Here is a 22,856-nt window from a genome sequence, read left to right as displayed (position 1 = left end):
GGCAACTTTACACCGTCTGTCACTGCGGCTACTGCGAATATGTCGATTGGCCAGCAAGTCCGAAGGCCAATCAGGCATCCACCATAGCCATCGCCTCCTCGACATCCACCGCCACCAGTCGCGAACAGCCCGGTTCGTGCATCGTCACCCCCATCAGTTGATCGGCCATTTCCATGGCGATCTTGTTGTGGGTGATATAGATGAACTGCACCGTCTGCGACATCTCTTTCACCAGACGCGCGTAGCGTCCAACGTTAGCGTCATCCAGTGGCGCGTCAACCTCGTCGAGCATGCAGAACGGCGCCGGATTCAACTTGAAGATCGCAAAAACCAGGGCCAATGCAGTCAGGGCTTTCTCGCCACCGGAGAGCAAATGGATGGTGCTGTTCTTCTTTCCGGGCGGCTGCGCCATGATCGTCACCCCTGTATCGAGTAGATCTTCGCCCGTCAGTTCCAAATACGCGCGTCCGCCACCGAAAACTTTTGGGAAAAGCGCCTGTAATCCGCCATTGATCTGATCAAAGGTATCTTTGAAGCGGTTACGCGTTTCCTTGTCGATCTTGCGAATGACGTTTTCCAGCGTCTCGAGCGCTTCCACCAGATCGTCGTTCTGCGCATCCAGATAACGTTTACGCTCGGATTGTTGCTGGTATTCGTCGATGGCCGCGAGGTTGATCGCACCCAGGCGCGCGATACGTGCGGCAATGCGCTCGAGTTCTTCCTCGGCAACCTTTTCGCTGGCTTCCGCGGTCAGCGTGGCGAGCACGCCGTGCAGGTCGTAACCGTCTTCGAGCAACTGATCCTGCAAGGCTTTGCGGCGCACGGTCAGGGCCTGCCAGTCCATACGCTGCTGTTCCAGCTGACCGCGGATCAGCTGGGATTGCTGCTCGGCCTGGCTGCGGCGCTTCTCGGCATCACGCAGTTCGCGGTCGGCATCTTCCATGGCGATCTGCGCAGTCTTGAGTTCCTCATCGACGGTCATGCGCTTGTCGAGCAATTCTTCGAGCTTCAGACGCAATTCTTCCAGCGGCGCCTCGCCCTCCTCCAGATTCAGACTCAACTGCTCGCGCTTTTCGGTCAGGCGCTCGGACTGCATTTCCAGTCGTTCCAGCGCCTGACGCGTGGAATCGTGCTGTGCCTTGAGCGAACCCAGGCGCACCGCCAATTGATGGGCGTGATCCTTGTGCTGGCGGGCTTCCTGGCGCACCCGGTCCAGACGCTCGCGCAGACTGTCGCGCTGGGCCAGCAGCAATTCGCGCTGCTCGGTGTCCAGCGCCATGCTGTCGAGGGCGTCCTGCAAGTGGATGCGCGCTTCGCCGATCTGTTCGTGCTCCAGCTCCCGCTGCTCGCCCAACTCGGCGATCTCTTCATCGAGGCGAGTACGACGCAGGTTCAATTGTTCGGCCTTGGCCTTGCCGGCGGACAACTGGGCTTTCAATTCGCCCTGCTGACGGGCTTCGTCTTGCAGCAGTCGGCGCAGATGCTCGCGGCCGTTTTCCTGCTGACGTTGCTGCGCCCGAAGATTCTGCAGCTGGGTTTCCAGCGTCTCGACGGTGGCCTCGCGCTCTTCGCGCTCAAGGCTCAATTGCTGGATTTCCTGACCACGGGCCAGCACGCCGCTTTCCGCTTCGCTGGCGCGACGCACCCGCAGGAAATGCCGTCCGACCCAGTAACCATCGCGGCTGATCAGGCTTTGCCCGGCGGTCAACTGACCGCGCAGGGCCAGGGCCTGCTCAAGGTTGTCCACCGGCTTGACCTGCCCCAGCCACGGCGACAGATCGATCTGCGCTTCGACCTTGTCCAGCAAGCTGCCCGGCACGCGTACACCGTCACTGGAAGGGCTGAGCAAACGCAGATCGCCTTGGGCAAAACCGGACAAATCGAAATCGTTGAAATCGTCCACCAGCACCGCTTGCAGGTCGGCGCCCAGTACGGCTTCCACCGCCAGCTCCCAACCTGCCTCGACCTTCAGGCCTTCGGCCAAGCGCGGACGATCCGCCAGATGTTGTTCGCGCAGCCATTCAGCGGTGCCGGTTCCGGGATCGAGTGCGGCCTGCTGCAAGGCTTCCAGCGAAGCCAGTCGACCATTGAGCCGTTGCAGATCACCCTGGGCCTGTTGCTGCGCCGACAGTGCCTGCTGCAATTGCTGGCGCAGTTGCTCAAGGCGTTCGACCTGGGCTTCTTCGCTGGCCTGCAGATCTTCGAGGGTCGCTTCACTGGTTTCCAGCTGTTCGCTGAGTTCCATGATCGCCGCGTCTTCCGGGTCCGCCGAAAGCAGCTCGCGCTCCTCGCCCAAACGCTTCTGACGATCGGCCAGACGCTCCAGGCTGGTTTCCAGCTGCTGGATGCGCGACTGCTGGACTTCCGCCTGACGGCGCGGCTCCGCGGCGGTCAGGTTGAAGGCGTCCCACTGCTCCTGCCAGCCGTGCATGGTGGTTTCGGATTCCTCCAGCGCGGCGGCGGCCTCTTCGGCGGCGGCGCTGGTGACTTCCTGCTCGGGGGTGAGCATGTCCAGCTCTTCGCCGAGGGTCAGCAGCAAGGTGCGGTCGTGGCCCAGGTGCGACTCGGTTTCCAGGCGCGCACGCTCGGCCTCCTTCAAGTCGTCCTGCAACTGGCGCAAACGCTGCTGCCCGTGCTGGATGCTCTGCTCGACCCGGGCGATGTCGCCGCCGACCGAATAGAAACGCCCCTGCACCAGATTGAAGCGCTCGGACAGATCGTGGTGCCCATCGCGCAGGCGCTCGATGCTGGCGTCGGCGTTGCGCTGCTCGGCCACCAAGGCTTCGAAGCTGATTTCCTGAGTGCCGATGATCGCTTCACGCTGGCCGACCTGATCGTTCAGGTCCTGCCAGCGCAGGGCCGAGAGTTGCGCCTTGAGCTGGCGCTCCTCGCCCTTGTATTCCTGATACTTCTTCGCCGCCTCGGCCTGACGGTGCAGGCGTTCGAGCTGGCGTTCGAGCTCTTCGCGCAGGTCGGTCAGTCGCTCTAGGTTTTCGTGGGTGCGGCGGATACGGTTTTCGGTCTCGCGCCGGCGCTCCTTGTATTTGGAGATGCCTGCGGCTTCTTCGATGAAGTTGCGCAGGTCTTCAGGCTTGGACTCGATCAGCTTGGAGATCATGCCCTGCTCGATGATCGAGTAGCTGCGCGGACCCAGGCCGGTGCCGAGGAAGATATCGGTGATGTCGCGGCGACGGCACTTGGTGCCGTTGAGGTAATAAGTCGTCTGGCTGTCGCGGGTGACTTTGCGGCGAATGGAAATTTCCGCATAAGCGGCGTATTCACCCAGCAATGTGCCGTCGGAGTTGTCGAACACCAACTCGATGCTCGCCTGGCTGACCGGCTTGCGGCTGGTGGAGCCGTTGAAGATGACGTCGGTCATCGACTCGCCGCGCAGGTTCTTTGCCGAACTTTCGCCCATAACCCAGCGAACGGCGTCGATGATGTTCGACTTGCCGCAACCATTGGGCCCGACCACTGCCGCCATGTTACTGGGGAAGTTCACCGTGGTCGGATCGACGAAGGACTTGAATCCCGCCAGCTTGATGCACTTGAGCCGCACGCTTATGCATCCGTCAGGGCAGAGATCACCAGCTCGCAACTGCGCCGGCCATAGGCCGTCAGTACGTCGCGGATCTGTACGAAATCACGGGCGATGACGGCGGCGAGCAGGCGCTCGAACAGCTCCAGGTATTCGCTCATCGAGGCCTTGCGCTGGTCGAGGGCCAGGAAATAAGCACGGCTCATGGCCGGCTGCAGGTTTTCGACGGTTTCCTGCAGATAGGGATTGTCGGCAAACGGATAGGTGGCGCGCATCACGCTGAAACTTTCGTCGACGAAGGTGTGAATGTCCTGACGCTCGAAGCTGGCGGTCAGGCGCTGCTGGATCTGCACGAATGGCGCAAGGTCGGCCTGGACTTTCCAGCCGGTGGCCACGGCGTTGGCCAGCAGGATGTACATCTCGCTCATCAACGCGCACAGGCTTCTCACCTTGTGCGCGGTGAGTTCGGTCACGTGGGCGCCGCGGCGCGGCAGGATCGCGATCAGGTGACGACGTTCGAGAATCAGCAAGGCCTCGCGGACCGAACCACGGCTGACGTCGAGCGCCTGCGTGACCCTCAGCTCCTGAATGCGCTCCCCGGGCTTCATTTCACCGCGAATGATGCGTTCGGCGAGGTGGTGAGCGATTTGCTCGGCGAGGCTGTCCGGCGCCTTGAACGTCATGGTTGTCCTTCAAACTCTTCGATCTGCACAAGCGGCGCAGTGTAGCGCAATTGATACCGCATGGCGGAGTGCCTGCTGGCTGGTTTTGGCACGATTCAAGCAAAAAGCAGCCTGTCCCGCGTGGGTCAATACTGTAGGAAACCCGTCGTTGATCGAGAAAATGGTTTTTCCTGACCTTTAAGTCAGAAAACCATTGACCGAAAAGTCAGACCTGCTAAATTCGGTCCATCGGTTAACAACAATAATGAGTCTGCGAGGCCTTCCGTGATCCAGTTTTTACTCAACCAGGAACTCCGTAGCGAGCACGCCCTGGACCCGAATCTGACTGTGCTCAACTATCTGCGCGACCACGTCGGCAAACCCGGTACCAAAGAAGGCTGCGCCAGCGGTGACTGCGGCGCGTGCACTGTGGTGGTCGGTGAGCTGCAGACGGATGAAGCCGGACGCGAACACATTCGCTATCGCAGCCTCAATTCCTGCCTGACCTTCGTTTCGTCGCTGCACGGCAAACAGCTGATCAGCGTTGAAGACCTCAAGCACAAAGGCGAACTGCACAGCGTGCAGAAGGCCATGGTCGAGTGCCATGGTTCGCAGTGCGGCTTCTGCACCCCCGGTTTCGTGATGTCGCTGTTTGCCCTGCAAAAGAACAGCGACCAGCCGGACCACCACAAAGCCCACGAAGCCCTCGCCGGCAACCTGTGCCGCTGCACCGGCTACCGGCCGATCCTGGAAGCCGCCGAGCAATCCTGCTGTGGCAAGCAGCCGGATCAGTTCGATGCCCGCGAAGCCGAAACCATCGCCCGCCTCAAAGCCATTGCTCCGACCGACATCGGCGAACTCAACAGTGGCGACAAACGCTGCCTGGTGCCGCTGACCGTGGCCGATCTCGCAGACCTCTACGACGCCTATCCACAGGCCCGCCTTCTGGCCGGCGGCACTGACCTCGCGCTGGAAGTGACACAGTTCCACCGTACCTTGCCGGTGATGATCTACGTCGGCAACGTCGCCGAAATGAAGCGCATCGAACACTTCGAAGACCGCCTGGAAATCGGCGCTGCAACCGCCCTCTCCGACTGCTACGAGGCACTCAAGGCCGAGTACCCGGACTTCGGCGAATTGCTGCAACGCTTCGCTTCCCTGCAGATCCGCAACCAGGGCACCCTGGGCGGCAACATCGGCAACGCGTCGCCGATCGGTGACTCGCCGCCCCTGCTGATTGCCCTCGGTGCACAGATCGTCCTGTGCAAGGGCGACACCCGCCGCACCATCGCCCTTGAGGATTACTTCATCGATTACCGCGTCACCGCGCGTCAGGAAAGCGAATTCATCGAGAAGATCATCGTGCCTCGCGCCAGCGCCGAGCAGTTGTTCCGCGCCTACAAGGTTTCCAAGCGCCTGGATGACGATATTTCCGCAGTCTGCGCCGCCTTCAACCTGCGGGTGGAAAACGGTGTGATCGCCGACGCCCGCGTGGCTTTCGGCGGCATGGCGGCGATCCCGAAACGCGCCAACGCCTGCGAAACTGTGCTGCGCGACGCCCCTTTCAACAGCGCCACCCTGGAACGTGCCTGCGCCGCCCTGGCCGAAGATTTCACGCCGCTCTCGGACTTCCGTGCCAGCAAGGAATATCGCCTGCTCAGCGCGCAGAACCTGCTGCGCAAATACTTCATCGAACTGCAAACACCGCACATCGAGACTCGGGTGACCGCTTATGTCTAACCATCACGCCGTAGAGAAGACCCAGGCCGAGCTGGCTGAACTGTTCGCCCAGGACCTGACCACCGGTGTCGGCCGCAGCGTCAAGCACGACAGCGCCGCCAAGCATGTGTCCGGTGAAGCGCAGTACATCGACGACCGCCTGGAATTCCCCAACCAGTTGCACGTTTATGCACGCCTGTCGGACCGCGCCCACGCCCGGATCATCAGCATCGACACCGCGCCCTGCTACGCCTTCGAGGGCGTACGCATCGCCATCACTCACGAAGACGTGCCGGGTCTGAAAGACATCGGCCCGCTGCTGCCGGGTGATCCGCTGCTGGCCATCGACACCGTGCAATTCGTCGGTCAGCCGGTGGTTGCCGTTGCGGCAAAAGATCTGGAAACCGCACGCAAGGCAGCGATGGCCGCGATCATCGAATACGAAGACCTTGAGCCGGTGCTGGACGTGGTCGAAGCCCTGCGCAAACGCCATTTCGTGCTCGACAGCCACACCCATCAGCGCGGCGATTCTGCCGGCGCCTTGGCCACTGCCGAACACCGCATTCAAGGCACGCTGCACATCGGCGGCCAGGAACACTTCTATCTGGAAACCCAGATCTCCTCGGTGATGCCCACCGAAGACGGCGGCATGATCGTCTACTGCTCGACGCAGAACCCCACCGAAGTGCAGAAGCTGGTAGCCGAAGTGCTGGACGTGTCGATGAACAAGATCGTCGTCGACATGCGCCGCATGGGCGGCGGCTTCGGCGGCAAGGAAACCCAGGCGGCGAGCCCGGCCTGCCTGTGCGCGGTGATTGCGCACCTGACCGGCCAACCGACCAAGATGCGTTTGCCGCGGGTCGAAGACATGTTGATGACCGGCAAGCGTCACCCGTTCTATGTCGAGTACGACGTCGGCTTCGACAGCACCGGTCGCCTGCACGGCATCGCCTTGGAGCTGGCCGGCAACTGCGGTTGCTCGCCGGATCTGTCGGCGTCGATCGTCGACCGGGCGATGTTCCACTCGGACAACTCGTACTACCTGGGCGACGCCACCATCAACGGCCATCGCTGCAAGACCAACACCGCGTCGAACACCGCCTACCGTGGTTTCGGTGGCCCGCAAGGCATGGTCGCCATCGAAGAAGTGATGGACGCCATCGCCCGCCACCTGGCCCTCGATCCGCTGGCGGTGCGCAAGGCCAACTACTACGGCAAGACCGAGCGCAACGTCACCCATTACTACCAGACCGTAGAGCACAACATGCTCGAGGAGATGACCGCCGAGCTTGAAGAAAGCAGCCAGTACGCCGAACGCCGTGAAGCGATCCGTCGCTACAACGCCAACAGCCCGATCCTGAAGAAAGGTCTGGCGCTGACCCCGGTGAAGTTCGGCATTTCCTTCACCGCCAGCTTCCTCAATCAGGCCGGCGCCCTGGTGCACGTCTACACCGACGGCAGCATCCACCTGAACCACGGCGGCACCGAGATGGGCCAGGGCCTGAACACCAAGGTCGCGCAGGTGGTGGCCGAAGTGTTCCAAGTGGAAATGGACCGCGTGCAGATCACCGCGACCAATACCGACAAGGTGCCCAACACCTCGCCGACCGCTGCTTCCAGTGGCGCCGACCTCAACGGCAAGGCCGCGCAGAATGCCGCCGAAACCATCAAGAAACGCCTGGTGGAATTCGCCGCGCGCCAATACAAGGTCAGCGAAGAAGACGTGGTCTTCCACAACGGCCACGTGCGGGTTCGCGATCACATCCTGACGTTCGAGGCGCTGATCCAGCAGGCCTATTTCGCCCAGGTCTCGCTGTCGAGCACCGGCTTCTACAAGACCCCGAAAATCTACTACGACCGCAGCCAGGCTCGGGGTCGTCCGTTCTACTACTTCGCCTTCGGTGCGGCGTGCTGCGAAGTGCTGGTCGACACCCTGACCGGCGAATACAAGATGCTGCGCACCGACATCCTCCACGACGTCGGCGCCTCGCTGAACCCGGCCATCGACATCGGCCAGGTCGAGGGCGGCTTCATTCAGGGCATGGGCTGGCTGACCATGGAAGAGCTGGTGTGGAACAACAAGGGCAAGCTGATGACCAACGGCCCGGCCAGTTACAAGATCCCGGCCGTGGCGGACATGCCGCTGGATTTGCGCGTCAAGCTGGTGGAAAACCGCAAGAACCCGGAAGACACGGTGTTCCACTCCAAGGCCGTGGGTGAGCCGCCGTTCATGCTCGGCATTGCGGCGTGGTGCGCGATCAAGGATGCGGTGGCGAGCCTGGGTGATTACAAACATCAGCCGAAGATCGATGCGCCGGCGACGCCGGAGCGGGTGTTGTGGGGTTGTGAACAGATGCGGCAGTTGAAGGCGGTGAAGCCTGTAGATGCTGAAGCCGAGTTGGCTCCGCTCTGAGACCGAGGCGCGGCCTTCGCGGGCGAGCCTCGCTCCTACAAGGATCAAGCGATCTGTAGGAGCGAGGCTTGCCCGCGAAGAGGCCGGTACAGACAACAGAGATGTTGAGGTGAAACATGTACAACTGGATCGACGCCCTCGCCGACCTGCAAAACCGCGGTGAACCCTGCGTGTTGGTGACCATCATCGAAGAGCTCGGCTCGACTCCGCGCAATGCCGGCTCGAAGATGGTCATCAGTGCCCAGCAAGCCTTCGACACCATCGGCGGCGGGCACCTGGAATACAAGGCCATGCAGATCGCCCGCGAGATGCTCGCCAGCGGCAAGCAGGACACCCATCTGGAGCGCTTCAGCCTCGGCGCCAGCCTGGGCCAGTGCTGCGGTGGCGCCACGGTGTTGCTGTTCGAACCGATGGGCCAGGTCCAGGCGCAGATCGCCGTGTTCGGCGCCGGTCACGTCGGCCGCGCGCTGGTGCCGCTGCTGGCCAGCCTGCCCTGCCGGGTGCGCTGGATCGACTCACGCGAAGACGAATTCCCCGAACAGATCCCCCATGGCGTGCGCAAGATCGTCAGCGAAGAACCGGTGGACGAAATCGACGACCTGCCAGCCGGCAGCTACTGCATCGTCATGACCCACAATCACCAGCTAGACCTGGAACTGACCGCCGCGATCCTCAAGCGCAACGACTTCGCCTACTTCGGCCTGATCGGCTCGAAGACCAAGCGGGTGAAGTTCGAACACCGCCTGCGCGACCGCGGTTTCGACAGCGGCGTGGTGCAACGCATGCGCTGCCCGATGGGCATCGGCGAAGTCAAAGGCAAATTGCCTGTGGAAATCGCCATCTCCATCGCCGGCGAAATCATCGCCACCTACAACGCGAATTTCGGCCAGCAAACCTCCAGCGCCGAGCCGATTGCCAAGCTGCTGCCGGTATCGCGCCGCAGCCAGGCCACACAATTGAAAGCCTCAAATTGATAAGCCTCATAAATAGAGAACGATCATGCCCTTGACTCGCAAAGCCTACCGCGCCGCCATTTTGCACAGCATCGCCGACCCCGCCGAAGTGGGCATCGAAGCCTCCTATGAGTATTTCGAGGACGGCCTGCTGGTGGTCGATAACGGCAAAATCAGCGCCCTCGGCCACGCCAGCGAACTGCTGCCGACTCTGCCGGCGGACATCGAGATCACTCACTATCAGGACTCGCTGATCACCCCGGGCTTCATCGACACCCACATCCACCTGCCGCAGACCGGCATGGTCGGCGCCTACGGCGAGCAGTTGCTGGACTGGCTCAACACCTACACCTTCCCGTGCGAAAGCCAGTTCGCCGACAAAGCCCACGCCGATGACGTCGCGGACATTTTCATCAAGGAACTGCTGCGCAACGGCACCACCACCGCGCTGGTATTCGGCAGCGTGCACCCGCAATCGGTGAACTCGTTCTTCGAGGCCGCCGAGCAGCTGGATCTGCGCATGATCGCCGGCAAGGTGATGATGGACCGCAACGCCCCGGACTACCTGACCGACACCGCCGAATCCAGTTACCTGGAAAGCAAGGCGCTGATCGAGCGCTGGCACGGCAAGGGCCGCTTGCACTACGCGGTCACCCCGCGCTTCGCCCCGACCAGCACCCCGGAACAACTGACCCTCGCCGGCCAGTTGCTCACCGAATATCCGGATCTGTACATGCAGACCCACATCAGCGAGAACCTCAAGGAAATCGAGTGGGTCAAGGAGCTGTTCCCGGAGCGCAAGGGCTACCTGGATGTCTACGATCACTACCAACTGCTGGGCGAGCGCTCGGTGTTCGCTCACGGCGTGCACCTGTGCGACGACGAGTGCGCGCGTTTGGCGGAAACCGGCTCGGCGATCTCGTTCTGCCCGACTTCGAACTTCTTCCTCGGCAGCGGCCTGTTCAACCTGCCGATGGCCGAGAAGCACAAGCTGAATGTCGGCCTGGGCACGGACGTCGGCGGCGGCACCAGCTTCTCGCTGCTGCAGACCCTCAACGAGGCGTACAAGGTCATGCAGCTGCAAGGCGCGCGCCTGAGCCCGTTCAAGTCGCTGTACCTGGCCACCCTCGGCGGCGCCCGCGCGCTGCGCCTGGAAGACAAGATCGGCAACCTGCAACCGGGCACCGACGCCGACTTCCTGGTGCTGGACTACAACGCCACGCCTCTGCTCGGCTATCGCCTGAAGCAGGCGAACAATATTGCCGAGACCTTGTTCGTGTTGATGACCCTGGGGGATGACCGGACGGTGCTGCAGACCTATGCGGCGGGGAATCTGGTGCATCAGCGATAGGCTTTTTCGCGCCTTGATCGTTCCCATGCTCTGCGTGGGAACGATCTGAAAACAAAAATCCCCCGGTACTTTTCAGTCCGGGGGATTTTTTGTGTCTCTCAGGCCGTCATCGCGGGCAAGCCCGCTCCCACAAATATAGAGGTGCTCACACTTTTGGTTTACAACACAAATCCTTGTGGGAGCGGGCTTGCCCGCGATTGGCGCGACTCGGTTTCCGATCAGATCTTGGCCGGCGACCGCCCAGGCTTCTTGGTCTGCAACAAATGCGAGAACACCGCATGCAAATCATCCGACGCACTTTCCTCGTCGAGGTTGAGCTTGCTGTCGATGTGATCCATGTGATGCATCATCAGGTCCACCGCCAGCTCACCGTTGCGCGCTTCGATCGCGTCGATCAGCTGGGTGTGCTCGTCGTAGGAGCAGTGGGAACGGTTGCCGCTTTCATACTGGGCAATAATCAGCGAAGTCTGGGACACCAGGCTGCGCTGGAAGCTGATCAACGGCGCGTTTTTCGCCGCTTCCGCCAGTTTCAGGTGGAATTCACCCGACAGACGGATGCCGGCGCCGCGATCGCCACGGGAGAAGCTGTCGCGTTCGTCGTTGACCATCTGCCGTAATTCAGCGATCTGCTCGGCAGTTGCATGCAGAACCGCAAGCTCAGTGATCGCCCGCTCCACCAGACGCCGGGCCATGAACACCTGGCGCGCCTCTTCCACACTCGGGCTTGCCACCACGGCGCCACGGTTGGGCCGCAGCAACACCACACTTTCATGGGCCAGACGCGACAGCGCGCGGCGAATGATAGTGCGACTGACCCCGAAAATCTCCCCCAGCGCTTCTTCGCTCAACTTTGTGCCGGGCGCCAGACGCTGTTCGAGGATGGCCTCGAAGATATGCGCGTAGACAATATCGTCCTGGGTACCGCTGCGCCCGGCTTTGCCTGCGCGCGGTTGTTTCTTGAGGGGCTGCAACTGTTCGTTCATGGGCACTCGAGTCGGGAGAACTGCGGCGAATTGACGGTGACTGTAATACGGCACAGTGGGTCGCTGGCAAGTATCGCGTAAAAAGTACCGCGATTGTACACAATGGTTAGTGGCGACACGACTGTATGGCTGTTTGTAGCCTTCGCTGTATGGCAACACCTTCTTACGTTTGAGTTTAGGCTTAAACCCACAAAACCGTTGCGTCACCCCGCTCCCTGTAGGAGCCAGCTTGCTCGCGATGGTCGTCAACGATAACGCTGGATGCCTGATGCCCAGCGGTGCCTGGGCGTCCATCGCGAGCAAGCTGGCTCCTACAGGAGAAAATTGCGGAGCCACGGATATCTTCAGCAGAAACAGGACCACCGCCGTCATGAACGACGCCACGCACACGCAATTGCGCCCCCTGGCCGATACCTCTCCATCGGCCATCGTCGCCGGTTTCATCGCGATGATGACCGGCTACACCAGCTCCCTGGTCCTGATGTTCCAGGCCGGACAGGCGGCGGGGCTGACCAGCGGGCAGATTTCGTCGTGGATCTGGGCGATTTCCATCGGCATGGCGGTGTGTTCGATCGGTCTGTCGTTGCGCTATCGCACGCCGATCACCATCGCCTGGTCGACCCCCGGCGCGGCGCTGCTGATCACCAGCCTGGGTGGCGTCAGTTATGGCGAAGCGATTGGCGCCTATATAACGTGCGCGATCCTGGTGACCATCTGCGGCCTGACCGGCAGCTTCGAACGCCTGGTGAAAAAGATCCCCGCCTCCCTGGCCGCCGCGCTGCTGGCCGGGATTCTGTTCAAGATCGGCAGCGAAATCTTCGTCGCCGCGCAACATCGCACCGCGCTGGTGCTGGGCATGTTCTTCACCTATCTGGTGGTCAAGCGCCTGTCGCCGCGCTATGCGGTGCTGGCCGCGCTATTGATCGGCACCGCGCTGTCGGGGCTCATGGGACTGCTGGACTTCAGCGCCTTCCGCCTGGAAGTGGCGACACCGGTCTGGACCACCCCGCACTTCTCCCTCGCCGCGACCATCAGCATCGGCATTCCGCTGTTCGTGGTGGCGATGACCTCGCAAAACATGCCCGGCATCGCCGTGCTGCGCGCCGACGGCTATCACGTGCCTGCCTCGCCGCTGATCACCACCACCGGCATCGCCTCGCTGCTGCTGGCGCCCTTTGGCTCCCACGGCATCAACCTGGCCGCCATCAGCGCGGCGATCTGCACCGGCCCGCACGCCCATGAAGATCGCAACAAGCGCTACACGGCGGCGGTCTGGTGTGGGATTTTCTACGGCATCGCCGGGGTATTCGGCGCGACCCTGGCGGCGCTGTTCGCCGCCCTGCCCAAGGAACTGGTGCTGTCGATCGCCGCCCTGGCGTTGTTCGGCTCGATCATCAACGGCCTGAGCATCGCCATGAGCGAGGTGAAAGAGCGTGAAGCGGCGCTGATCACCTTCATGGTCACGGCGTCGGGGCTGACGCTGTTCTCCATCGGCTCGGCGTTCTGGGGGATTGTCGCGGGCGTCGTGACCTTGATGATCCTGAACTGGCGCAAGGCTTAGGCCCTCTCACCGTCCCTGTGTGATCTCAAACCAGACGCAACCCGGTCATGCCCAGCATGATCGCCAGCGACACCAACGACCCCACGCCCGCGCCCACCCACCAGAGGGTGTTGGCAACCGTTGGTTTGACGCCATGCGCCAGCAACACCACCCGCAACCCCGAGAACATGTGCGCCAGTACGAAGAACACCCCCAGCGCATAGTGCGGCAGCAGCCGGATGTTCCACGGATCAGCAATCAGGCCGGTCGGCAACCCGGCGGCGAATGCCCAGTCCGTGGGGATGCCTAGGTAGGTTCGGGCAAAGATGAACACCGAGTTCATGTGACCGAGAATAAACACGGACATGAACACCCCCGACGCCAGCTGGAAAACCCGATAGCGATCCAGGGTGGTCTCGCTTCCGGTCCAGACCAGGCGCAAGCCGCTGACAATCTGGAACAGCATCACCATCACCAGGATTGGCTCGATGAAAGACGCCCGATAAACCGTGCGCCCGATGTCCATGACCGCCCCGTGCGCCTGCGGGCTGACGAGGCCGAACAGGTGATTGGTGATGTGAAACAGCACGTACAGCGCAGCGATCGCACCACACACCCCATGCGCCACCCGCAGCGGCGCTGACAGACTCGCCCGTAACGGCGCCTGCGATACCCCCTTTCGAATCGCCACGTACCCCAACAGCAGCCACACCGGTGTCCAGATCCAGGTATCGGGAATCGGGCTGCCCGCCATGTAGGAAACCACGCCGAAAAACACGTAAGTCGTCGGCGCCGTCATGGCGATGAAGGCAAACCGTCGCGCCCGCGACGCATCTGCAGCGCCCGCCCGAAGCGGATGGCCCGCTTGCAGCAGACAGATCAACGGCACTGCAAAGGCCACCACCAGCATCAAGGTCGCCATGGCCGTCGAGCCTGCAAACACCGGCTGATCGGCCGCGCCCGGAGTCACCGCCCAGTGGAAGGCATCCAGCACCCAGGGGTACAGCGCTGCACAAACCGCCGTCAGCCAGATGACGCGCCGGGCCTCCGTTGATTGCACGCCAGCGCCGACAGGCACCGACTCGTCCTGCGTGAGTGTGTTGAGCATTCGGGCTCTCCAGTCGGGATGGTAAACAGTGTCAAAGCGCAGACACGTTATCCTCTTCATGCCCTATGCTATAGATCCAAAAATGCTTGAATTGATTGGGACATAGGAATGCGAAAAATCGAATCCGAAAAAGCGGGCGGTCCTCCGTTGTTCCGGCAAATCTATTGGCGCTTTCGCGATTCGATTGCAGAAGGACGCCTGAAACCCGGTGATCGCGTGCCTTCCATCCGGGCGCTGGCCTCGGACCTGAATCTGGCTCGTGGCACCGTCGAGGCCGCGTATCAGCTATTGATCAACGAGGGTTATTTTGTCTCGCGCGGGCCTGCCGGAACCGTGGTGTCACCGCGGATCAAACCCGCTCCGCTCAAACCCCGGGCGGCCCCCGTCTCACGCCCGCAAGCGCCCTTGATTCATATGGGCGAACCGCCGCTGCCGTTGCAGATGGGACTGCCGGCGCTGGATGCGTTCCCCGGCCCGCTGTGGAATCGCCTGGCTCACCACACGCTGCGCCACTCGCAGCTGGACGGTCTGATTTACCCGGACGCCCGCGGTCATCGCGCGCTGCGCGAAGCGGTGGCGGGCTACTTGAGCGTGTCCCGTGGCATCGCCTGCTCACCCGAGCAGATTTTCATTGTCGCCGGCTACCGCGCCTGTCTGGATCTGATCTGCCGCAGTCTGCTGAACCAGGGCGATGGCTGCTGGGTCGAGGACCCCGGGTATTTCGCCGCCAGTCATTTCCTGCGGGAAGCGGGGGCGAACCTCGTGCCAGTGCCTGTCGACGCTGAAGGCATCGATGTGCAAAGCGCCCTGCAACAGGCACCGGACGCGCGCTTTGCCGTGGTGACACCCACTCACCAGAGCCCGCTCTGCGTCCCTATGTCCATGCCGCGCCGCCAGGCCCTGCTGGATTGGGCCAACCGGCAGAACAGCTGGATCATCGAGGATGACTACGACAGCGAATACCGCTATCAGGGCCGTACGCTGCCCGCGCTGAAAAGCCTCGATGGCGGCAATCGGGTGCTGTATTGCGGCACCTTCAGCAAGGTGTTGGTGCCGGCCTTGCGCCTGGCTTATGTGGTGGTATCGGAAGACCTTGTGGCGCGGTTCACCCAAATCGCCGACATGATGCACAGTCACTGCCCTCAACTGTGGCAAGTCACCACCGCCAGGTTCATTGAGCAAGGCCACTTCCCCCGCCATCTGAAAAGAATGCGTGACCTCTATTCGTCCCGCCGGGGCTTGCTGGCCGACGCCCTGCACGCGGTCCTTGGGGATCAATGCTCGGTCGATCGCCAGGTAGGCGGGATGCATCTGATCCTGCGGCTGGCGCCAGGCATGGATGACCGCGCCATCGCACTGCGCGCCCGGGAGGCCGGCCTGAGCATCCAGGCGTTATCCAACTGGTACGCCTCGACACCGGCCGCGCAGGGCCTGCTCCTGGGCTTCACCAACGTGAAAGACCAGGCCCATGCCCTGGAACTGGCGCGACGCCTGGAAAAGGTCATGCAGGGCCTGACTTAAGCGCGCAGATCAGGCGTCCAGCCAAGCATGCGCCGCGCCTTTTCAGTGCTGACCTGCGAGTTGTCTTCGGCGATGTTGAACACGCCATTAGCGTGCAACCGCAGCGCCAGCAACGCGGCCCAGGCCGCCGCCTCGACATGCAAAGGGCTGTTCCCCGACGGCTGATCGGTGCCGGTACCCGGACCATACAGCTGACCGTAGCGAAGCACGGTGCCTTCCACTGACGGCGTGTTCAACACCCGATGTTCCAGCGCCGCCACGCCACCCACGCTGATCGCGCGCAGGCCCTGCGCCTGCAGATCCAGCGCGGCCTCTTCTTCGTAAGGCATGGGGCCCTCGGCATACGCCCACGCAATACTCTGGGCGACAACGCGCGCACAGCCCGATGCCCGCGCGGCCGCCATCAGATTGGCCGTGCCCTGATCACGCAATCGTGCGTTGCGAGCGATCGCCTCCGCCATCTGCGTGGGGTCGAGCCCCCGTGGCAGATCCGTGAGTTGATGCACGACACAGTCGGGCTTGATCCGCAGCAATTGCGCCTCGAGCGCCTGGGCATCGAAAACATCGACAACCACGGGGCTCACGCCAAGGGAACGCAACCTTTGGGCCTGCTCCTCACGGCGCGTGCTGCCGTACACGCGGTAACCCGCCTGAACCAGCAACTTGACCAGGACACTGCCGATAACCCCGGTAGCGCCTGCAACGAAAATGCTTTCAGCCATGAGCGGTTTCCTCCAACGGGAAAAACACCGGCTCCGCACTCAGTTGCCGACGGGCTTGCAGCAAGGCCGCGCTGACCGCACCCGGCCCCGTCGCCATGCCCTGAAGGTAGACGAAACGCAAATCATGCAAACCGATGGTGTTCAACACGCAGCGCAGAAACGAGCTGATGAATTCGGGCTGATTGGCTTGCGGGCCGCGATGAATTCCACCGGAGCTGATCAACAAGTAAGTCGGTCGATCCGCGAGCAAGCCGATTTTCCCGTTAGGTCCGCGACCGAACGTTCGCCGTGCGCGAACCACATTGTCGACCCACAGCTTGAGGGCGGCCGGCACAGTGAAGTTGTGAATGGGCGTCGCGATAAACAGCACATCACTGCGTTCCAGCTCGACGATCAGGCGCTCGGATTGGGCGAAGGCCGGATCATCGTTTTCCCGACCGCCCAGCAAGGCCTCACAGTAGGCATCGCTGACCGGCAGCAAAGGATCAGCCATCAGGTCGCGTACGGTGAGATTCAGCTCCGGACGTCTGCTGCGCAGGCTTTCGATCATGTCCATGGCCAGGCGGAAGCCAGCAGAGCCCGATCCATTCGGGCTGCTGTTGATCATGAGTAACTCTTTCACTGCCCTGCTCCCGTCATTCCGACAATGGCTGAACGAAATGCATGCCCTTGGCCAGCATTCCCTCGCGGAAATAAAACCGCTGGGCCAGCGGCATGTGCAGACCGGTGTCGAGCACCAGGTGCGCGCAATCGCGACTGATCGCTTCGGCCCGCACGGCATCGAGCAGACTCGCGCCCAAGCCCAGATGACGCGCTGCGGTGTCGACCACCAGGTCGTCAACGTAAATGAAGCGGCCATAAAGCAGGTTCTCGCTCTCACGAAAACCGATCAGCCCTACGTACGTTCCGTCTTGCCGGGCCGCCAGCAACTGGTAGCCCTGCTTGAGTTGCCGTGCAATCTGCTCGGCGAACAACGCAGGAGACACCAATGCCGGGCGCAGCTGTTTCATCAGTTCGAAGCACGCTTCGAGCTCCGACGGAGTGGTTAACGCGTGCAAATCCACTTGGGGGGCCATGATCAACCTCGGGTGAGAAAGTCGAATCAATGTAGAGGCAGGATGACTTAGCGGGTAGATCCAAAAATGCGATAAATCGGTAGGACATTCAGACCCGACAGCCACCGTTTTTTTATGCGCTTCGCACATCGAATTAATGCGCAGACATCACTGTAATTTGCGCCACCCGCAGCACATTCTTGGCCCGCAGGCGTTCCCTTAGAACAATAAGAATCAAAGCCCTGAGGCCTCTAATGAAGAAGCGTTCATTGTTGGGACTGTTCGTATTTTCCGTATCCGCAAGTTCTCTGCCCGTTCAGGCAGAAGATGTGCAAGCCAAAGATGAGCCTGAAGGATTTATCGAAGGCTCATCCGCCAAAGTGCTCGCACGCAACATGTACTTCAACCGCAACTCGCTGTCCCACTATCCCGATGCAATAGGATGGGGTCAGGGTTTCCTGATGGACTATCAGTCCGGGTTCACCCAGGGCGTTATTGGCTTCGGCATCGACGCCAGTGCCTACACCGCCTACAAGCTCGATGGTGGACGCGGCACTCAGGGCACGGGCATGTTTCCCGTCGGGGGAGACGGGGAAAGAAGTGAGTCATCGACACTTAACGGTTCTGTAAAAGCCAAATGGTCGAACACTGTTTTGAAGTTTGGCGACTTGCGTCCTTACAACCCGGTATTCGCCACGCCCGACTTGAGATTGATGCCGATGACCACTCGGGGCTTTCAACTCCTGAGCGATGACATCGAAACAGTCAGCCTCGATATCGGCCATTTCTATTCTTCCCGGGGTTACACGACCACCAATCACGACGAGGGCTTCAAGGCCGGTTACGCCGGAGTCGACGCCGGGGACGTGGACTACGCCGGTTTGACCTGGCAGCCGATCGAGGAAGGCAGCCTCGGCTTTTATGCATCCCGCGCGGAAGACCTGTGGCGCCAGTACTATGTAAACGCGAACTACACCTTCCCGTTGGAAGCGGAGCAGACACTGGGTTTCGATTTCAACCTTTACCGCTCGCTCGACACCGGTCAGGCCAATGCCGGCACGATCAATGTCACGGCCTGGTCGCTCGCGACCACTTATGGCAATGGCCCGCACAGCTACACCCTGTCCTATCAGAAAATTCATGGCAGCCAACCGTTCGACTATCTGATGTCGTCCGACGGGACTTACATGGACTCCATCTACCTGGCCAACTCCTCGCAATACGGCGACTTCAACGGCCCCGGCGAACAGTCCATCGGACTGGGTTATGCCTATGACTTCGGCAGCACCGGTTACTTGCACACGACACTCAGCCTTCGCTACGTCTACGGCTTCGATATCGATAACGAGAAAGTTGATCCCGAAGGCTTGTACGCCTACTTCGCCCATGCCGATAAACAGATCGAACGGGATATCGACCTTAAAACAGTGGTGGAAAGTGGCGCCCTGAAGAACCTCTCTGTACGCGTCCGTTATGCCGACCAGTCCTTTACCGGCGACAGCGTGAAGCAACTTCGAATCATCACCGAATACCCCTTCGATCTTTTCTGATCTGTCTCATCACAATAAAAACAAGAGGTCTCCCATGAAGAACTTGCGGATCAAGTGTATTGCGCTGGCGATTACTTTCTCTTCCCTGGCCTTATCTGCGCAGGCGGACACCGTTTATGTGCATGCCGGGCATCTGGTGGATGTGGAAAAAGGCAAAGTGCTGAGCGATCAACGCATCAAGATCGACGGTGATCGCATCGTCGCCGTCGAGCCCTGGAGCGCACCACCGGCCAACAGCACGGTGATCGACTGGTCGGGCAAAACCGTGCTGCCGGGCCTGATCGACATGCACACGCACATTTCCGACTGGGACATGACCAACAATGTCGCCGAACCGCTGCTGCACTCCCCTCAGGATGTCGCGCTGATGGGAGCCAAACACGCCTATCAGACCCTGCGCGCAGGCTTCACCACCGTGCATGACCTGGGCACCTATCGCGCCTTCACCGACGTCGCCCTGCGCGATGCGATCAACGCCAACCGGGTGTTGGGGCCGCGGATGAACGTGGTCGGCGCCTACATCACCGTGGCCGGCGGCGGTGGCGAGGTCACCGGATTTGCCCCCGGCGTGGAGATCCCGGCGGACATGCGCGTGGGGGTTTACCGCGATGCCAACGACGCCAAGTTAAAGACCCGTTACCTGTTCCAGCACGGCGTGGACACCATCAAGATGATGGGCACCGGCTCGGTACTGGCCGAGGGCACCGAGCCTGGTCAGATGGAGATGACCGAGGACGAAATGCGCGCCGTGGTGCAGGAAGCCAATATTCACAAAAGCTACGCCACGGTGCACGCCCATGGCGCCGAAGGGATCAAGGCGGCGATCCGCGCGGGGGTGAAATCGGTCGAGCATGCGTCGCTGCTGGACGACGAAGGCATCAAGCTGGCCAAGGACAACGGCACCTATCTGGTGATGGACATTTATAACGGCGACTACATCGATGAAGTCGGTCGCGAGGAAAAATGGCCGGAGAGTTACCTGCGCAAGAACGCTGAAACCACCGACGTGCAGCGCCAGGCCTTTCGCAAGGCGGTCAAAGCGGGGGTGAAGATCGCGTATGGCACCGACGCCGGCGTCTATCCGATCGGCACCAACGCCAAACAGTTCGCCTACATGGTCAAGTTCGGCATGACGCCGATGCAGGCGATCCAGTCCGCCACCGTGGTTGCCGCCGACCTGCTCAACTGGCAGCAGGATGTCGGTGCCGTCAGCGTCGGGCGCTATGCCGACATGATCGCGGTGGACGGCGATCCGCTTGCCGACATCAGTGTTCTGGAGAAATTGCCCGTGGTCATGAAAGGCGGAAGCATTGTGCCCGCCGATATCCTGCCCGGCCTCTGAATGGCGTAATGAAACCGGCGGTCCGCACGTAGTATTAATTGAACAACTCGACCGGCAAGGAGCTTGCTTAGCTGGTAAGATGCGCGGCGTTATTACTCACGAGGATTGTTTCATGGCCACTAACCGTTCCCAGCGTCTGCGCAAAAAGCTTTGTGTAGACGAGTTCCAGGAATTGGGTTTCGAATTGAACCTGGACTTCAAGGAAGATCTGGCTGACGAGGCAATCGACGCATTCCTCGACGCGTTTCTGAAAGAAGCCATGGAAGCCAACGGTCTTGGCTATGTTGGCGGCGACGACTTCGGTCTGGTTTGCCTGCAGAAGCGCGGTTCGGTCTCCGAAGAGCAGCGCGCTGCCGTTGAAGCCTGGCTCAAGGGCCGCAGCGAACTGACCGAAGTCACCGTCAGCCCGCTGATCGACGTCTGGTACCCGGAAAAGCCGATCAATCCGGTAGCTTGATGTTCAAAAGGGCCATCCATTGTGATGGCCCTTTTTCTTTATGGCCCGCAACACGATTTGAAAAAATAGCGGATTAGCAGACCAAGGCCGCAACACCTTGGGGCATAATGCCGACACTTTTGTCACCGCTGAGGGCTTTCATTTTCATGCCCTCGTCAATTTCCCCTCGACTGCAGGGTCTTATTTCACATGATCAAATCGTTGCGTCCATTGCTGCTGGCCAGCTTCCTTTTGCCGCTGGCCCTCCCCGCTTCCGCTGAAACGATCAACACCTCCCTGACGCCCAACGTCGAAAAAGCCCTGAAGGCCAGCAAGTTGCAGGACAACGCCCTGTCGCTGGTGATGATCCCGCTCAACGGCCCCGGCACCCCGACCATCTTCAATGCCGACGTGTCGGTCAACCCCGCCTCGACCATGAAGCTGGTGACCACTTACGCGGCGCTGGAAATGCTCGGCCCCAACCACCAGTGGAAAACCGAGTTCTACACTGACGGCACACTGAGCGGCGGCATTCTCAACGGCAACCTCTACCTCAAGGGTGGCGGCGATCCGAAGCTGAACATGGAAAAGCTCTGGCTGTTGATGCGCGACCTGCGCGCCAATGGCGTGACCCAGGTCACCGGTGATCTGGTGCTGGACAAGAACTTCTTCGTGCAGCCGCAACTGCCCGAGTTCAATGACGACGGCAATGACGAGAACAAGCCGTTCCTGGTCAAGCCTGACGCCCTGCTGGTCAATCTCAAGGCCCTGCGCTTCGTGGCCCGCAACGACGGCGGGCGCGTGCTGATTTCGGTGGAACCGCCGATTGCCAGCATTCGTATCGAGAATCAGGTCAAGGCGCTTCCTTCCAAGCAATGCACCGGCGGCGTGCGCTACAACCCGGTGCCTCAGGCCGACGGCAGCGTGACGGTCACCGTCGGCGGCCAGTTGGGCGACGGCTGCAGCTCGCAGACGTACCTGTCGCTGCTCGACCACGCGACCTACACCGCCGGCGCCGTGCGGGCGATCTGGAAAGAACTGGGTGGCAGCATCCAGGGCCGTGACGTGCTGGCGCCAACGCCAAAAGACGCCAAGGTACTGGCCCGGGCGTTCTCGCCGGATCTGGCGGAAATCATTCGCGACATCAACAAATACAGTAACAACACCATGGCCCAGCAGCTGTTCCTGAGCCTGGGACAACGCTTCCGCACCGATGCCGACGGCGACGACGCCAAGGCCGCCCAGCGCGTGGTTCGTCAGTGGCTGGCGAAAAAAGGCATCACCGCACCGCACCTGGTCATGGAGAACGGCTCCGGCCTGTCCCGCTCCGAACGCGTCAGCGCCCGGGAAATGGCCTCGATGCTGCAGGCCGCCTGGCGCAGCCCGTATGCGGCCGAGTACATCAGCTCGATGCCCATCGCCGGCACCGACGGCACCATGCGCAAACGCCTGAAAACCACCGCGATGCGCGGCGAAGCCCACGTCAAGACCGGCACCCTGAACACCGTACGCGCCATCGCCGGCTACAGCCGCGACGTCAACGGCAACACCTGGGCCGTGGTCGCCATCCTCAACGACAAAGCCCCCTTCGGCGCCTCGTCGGTACTCGATCAGGTACTGCTTGACCTGTACCGCCAGCCGAAAGTGGCGCAGACGGCTTCGGTGCTGTAACCGCTCTAAAGCTCAACCCGATCCAATGTGGGAGCGGGCTTGCTCGCGAAGGCATAGTGTCAGCCGACATCAATATCGACTGACCCACCGCTTTCGCGAGCAAGCCCGCTCCCACAGGTTCATCTGGTGTACACAAACCCCACAAACAACCACAAACCCTGTAGGAGCAGGGCTTGCCCGCGAAGAGGCCGGCACATTCAATAGAGATGTTGGCTGACCGAATGCCATCGCGAGCAGGCTCGCTTGTATGTTTAGACTTGAAGGGGTGGGCGGGACTAAAAGCTCGATTCCG

The 22,856-nt window shown here is 61.3% G+C and carries 17 protein-coding genes; 10 read left to right on the top strand and 7 right to left on the bottom strand.

From position 1 onward, the window contains the following. Window positions 1–70: 70 nt before the first annotated feature. Window positions 71–3,559: a chromosome segregation protein SMC gene (gene smc / locus ACW9JE_RS12470; protein ID WP_224540005.1), complete on the bottom strand. Its 3,489-nt coding sequence runs from the start codon at window positions 3,557–3,559 to the stop codon at window positions 71–73. A gap of 2 nt (window positions 3,560–3,561) precedes the next feature. Then, window positions 3,562–4,221: a GntR family transcriptional regulator gene (locus tag ACW9JE_RS12465; RefSeq protein ID WP_224540007.1), complete on the bottom strand. Its 660-nt coding sequence runs from the start codon at window positions 4,219–4,221 to the stop codon at window positions 3,562–3,564. Between the two features lie 264 nt (window positions 4,222–4,485). Between ACW9JE_RS12465 and xdhA the strand changes: the two genes are divergently transcribed. The 4 genes from xdhA to guaD all read left to right on the top strand — a co-directional run bounded on the left by xdhA (window position 4,486) and on the right by guaD (window position 10,636). Then, window positions 4,486–5,940: a xanthine dehydrogenase small subunit gene (gene xdhA, locus ACW9JE_RS12460; protein WP_457432924.1), complete on the top strand. Its 1,455-nt coding sequence runs from the start codon at window positions 4,486–4,488 to the stop codon at window positions 5,938–5,940. After that, complete coding sequence (xdhB, locus tag ACW9JE_RS12455; RefSeq protein ID WP_224540010.1) at window positions 5,933–8,332, top strand: xanthine dehydrogenase molybdopterin binding subunit; 2,400 nt, start codon at window positions 5,933–5,935, stop codon at window positions 8,330–8,332. Before xdhA ends, xdhB begins: the two co-directional genes overlap by 8 nt. 116 nt (window positions 8,333–8,448) lie before the next feature. Beyond that, window positions 8,449–9,306, top strand: coding sequence for a xanthine dehydrogenase accessory protein XdhC (xdhC, locus tag ACW9JE_RS12450; RefSeq protein ID WP_224535383.1), 858 nt, complete (start codon window positions 8,449–8,451; stop codon window positions 9,304–9,306). Between the two features lie 25 nt (window positions 9,307–9,331). Further along, the gene (guaD, locus tag ACW9JE_RS12445; RefSeq protein WP_224535384.1) at window positions 9,332–10,636 is read left to right on the top strand and encodes a guanine deaminase; all 1,305 of its coding nucleotides are present in this window, start codon (window positions 9,332–9,334) and stop codon (window positions 10,634–10,636) included. A gap of 218 nt (window positions 10,637–10,854) precedes the next feature. Here guaD and ACW9JE_RS12440 read toward each other — a convergent pair whose 3' ends face one another. Continuing rightward, window positions 10,855–11,619, bottom strand: coding sequence for a GntR family transcriptional regulator (locus tag ACW9JE_RS12440; RefSeq protein ID WP_224535386.1), 765 nt, complete (start codon window positions 11,617–11,619; stop codon window positions 10,855–10,857). A gap of 370 nt (window positions 11,620–11,989) precedes the next feature. On the opposite strand from ACW9JE_RS12440, the gene ACW9JE_RS12435 reads away from it, so the two are divergent. Further along, window positions 11,990–13,180, top strand: a complete 1,191-nt coding sequence (locus tag ACW9JE_RS12435; protein ID WP_457432923.1) for a benzoate/H(+) symporter BenE family transporter — start codon at window positions 11,990–11,992, stop codon at window positions 13,178–13,180. A gap of 25 nt (window positions 13,181–13,205) precedes the next feature. Here ACW9JE_RS12435 and ACW9JE_RS12430 read toward each other — a convergent pair whose 3' ends face one another. Further along, window positions 13,206–14,267 (bottom strand): hypothetical protein, encoded by a 1,062-nt coding sequence (locus ACW9JE_RS12430; protein WP_457432922.1) that lies wholly within the window; start codon window positions 14,265–14,267, stop codon window positions 13,206–13,208. A 108-nt stretch (window positions 14,268–14,375) separates the two neighbouring features. On the opposite strand from ACW9JE_RS12430, the gene pdxR reads away from it, so the two are divergent. Then, window positions 14,376–15,788 (top strand): MocR-like pyridoxine biosynthesis transcription factor PdxR, encoded by a 1,413-nt coding sequence (gene pdxR / locus ACW9JE_RS12425; protein WP_457432921.1) that lies wholly within the window; start codon window positions 14,376–14,378, stop codon window positions 15,786–15,788. On the opposite strand, the gene ACW9JE_RS12420 is transcribed toward pdxR, so the two are convergent. Genes ACW9JE_RS12420 through ACW9JE_RS12410 form a run of 3 tightly spaced genes read right to left on the bottom strand, consistent with a single transcriptional unit; the run spans window position 15,785 to window position 17,586 of the window. Further along, complete coding sequence (locus ACW9JE_RS12420) at window positions 15,785–16,510, bottom strand: NAD-dependent epimerase/dehydratase family protein (RefSeq protein WP_457432920.1); 726 nt, start codon at window positions 16,508–16,510, stop codon at window positions 15,785–15,787. The two genes, pdxR and ACW9JE_RS12420, sit on opposite strands and share 4 nt — an antisense overlap. Beyond that, window positions 16,503–17,132 carry an FMN-dependent NADH-azoreductase gene (locus tag ACW9JE_RS12415; protein ID WP_224535395.1) on the bottom strand — a complete coding sequence of 210 codons (630 nt, stop codon included), beginning with the start codon at window positions 17,130–17,132 and terminating at the stop codon, window positions 16,503–16,505. The genes ACW9JE_RS12420 and ACW9JE_RS12415 overlap by 8 nt, the downstream gene beginning before the upstream one ends. 13 nt (window positions 17,133–17,145) lie before the next feature. Beyond that, complete coding sequence (locus ACW9JE_RS12410) at window positions 17,146–17,586, bottom strand: GNAT family N-acetyltransferase (protein ID WP_224535396.1); 441 nt, start codon at window positions 17,584–17,586, stop codon at window positions 17,146–17,148. A 308-nt stretch (window positions 17,587–17,894) separates the two neighbouring features. On the opposite strand from ACW9JE_RS12410, the gene ACW9JE_RS12405 reads away from it, so the two are divergent. The 4 genes from ACW9JE_RS12405 (at window position 17,895) to dacB (ending at window position 22,564) form a co-directional block, all read left to right on the top strand. Continuing rightward, the gene (locus ACW9JE_RS12405) at window positions 17,895–19,115 is read left to right on the top strand and encodes an OprD family outer membrane porin (RefSeq protein ID WP_224535398.1); all 1,221 of its coding nucleotides are present in this window, start codon (window positions 17,895–17,897) and stop codon (window positions 19,113–19,115) included. Between the two features lie 34 nt (window positions 19,116–19,149). After that, window positions 19,150–20,457 carry a Xaa-Pro dipeptidase gene (locus ACW9JE_RS12400; RefSeq protein WP_457432919.1) on the top strand — a complete coding sequence of 436 codons (1,308 nt, stop codon included), beginning with the start codon at window positions 19,150–19,152 and terminating at the stop codon, window positions 20,455–20,457. Window positions 20,458–20,569: 112 nt separating this feature from the next. Beyond that, complete coding sequence (locus ACW9JE_RS12395; RefSeq protein WP_008027379.1) at window positions 20,570–20,914, top strand: YggL family protein; 345 nt, start codon at window positions 20,570–20,572, stop codon at window positions 20,912–20,914. A gap of 189 nt (window positions 20,915–21,103) precedes the next feature. Further along, window positions 21,104–22,564 carry a D-alanyl-D-alanine carboxypeptidase/D-alanyl-D-alanine endopeptidase gene (dacB, locus tag ACW9JE_RS12390; RefSeq protein WP_224535402.1) on the top strand — a complete coding sequence of 487 codons (1,461 nt, stop codon included), beginning with the start codon at window positions 21,104–21,106 and terminating at the stop codon, window positions 22,562–22,564. Window positions 22,565–22,856 lie beyond the last annotated feature (292 nt).

This window comes from Pseudomonas sp. SDO55104_S430, assembly GCF_054070595.1.
This window is presented reverse-complemented; position numbering and strand designations above follow the sequence as displayed.